An 837-nucleotide genomic window follows, 5' to 3' on the forward strand; every position below is an offset into this window, starting at 1 on the left:
CCACCATGACTGACGAAAACCGCACTGCACGCGCCGCGCTGACCCGGATGTTCGCGCCGACTGACCTTGTAGCCCGCGCCCTTGTTGCCTGCCATGGCGCGCACGCCGCCTACAGGATGGCCCTTGGAGCCCGTCCGGTGTTCCCGTTCTGGGACGTCACGGCCGAGGAACTGGCCGAGGGCCTGAGCCGCTGGGCGCCGCACCCCCGCGAGTTCGACACCCACGCGGCGGAGGCTGATTTGGCCGCCATCGAGCGGCTGGGCGGCGGTTTTCTGGTCCCGGGGGATGAGCACTGGCCGACAGGTCTGGACGACCTGCCCGATGCCCCCTACGGGCTTTGGTACCGGGGCGACATCGGGAAAGGGATCCCGGCCCCGTCGCGGTGCGCGGCGCTGACCGGTTCACGGGACAGCACCAGCTACGGCGCGGCCGTTACCGGCGACATCGCCCACGGGCTGGCGCAGCGAGGAATCTGCGTCATCTCCGGGCTTGCCTACGGCATCGACGCGCACGCCCACCGCGCCGCGCTGGCCGGAAGCCAGGGCGACGGACCGGCCACCATCGCGGTGCTGGCCGGAGGCCTTGACCGGGACTACCCGTCCGGTAACGCGGACCTCGCGGCCGCGATCCGCGCTAACGGCCTGACCATCTCGGAGCTGCCCCCGGGAACCGCACCTTCAAGGGCCCGTTTTTTGCAGAGAAACAGAATTATTGCAGCACTGGCAGGGGTGACTTGTGTGGTGGAAGCCCGGTGGCGTTCCGGTGCGCTGAACACCGCGCACCACGCCGAAACTATCGCCCGGCACGTCGCAGCAGTTCCGGGCAGCGTGCACAGCG

General features: G+C 69.8%; 1 protein-coding gene. It reads left to right on the plus strand.

What is annotated here, in order from left to right:
* Positions 1-5 precede the first annotated feature (5 nt).
* On the plus strand, positions 6-837 hold an 832-nt coding region (locus tag HTS88_RS21980), incomplete at its 3' end, for a DNA-processing protein DprA (protein ID WP_174182326.1).

Source organism: Pseudarthrobacter oxydans (assembly GCF_013314975.1).
Taxonomy (GTDB): Bacteria; Actinomycetota; Actinomycetes; order Actinomycetales; family Micrococcaceae; genus Arthrobacter; species Arthrobacter oxydans.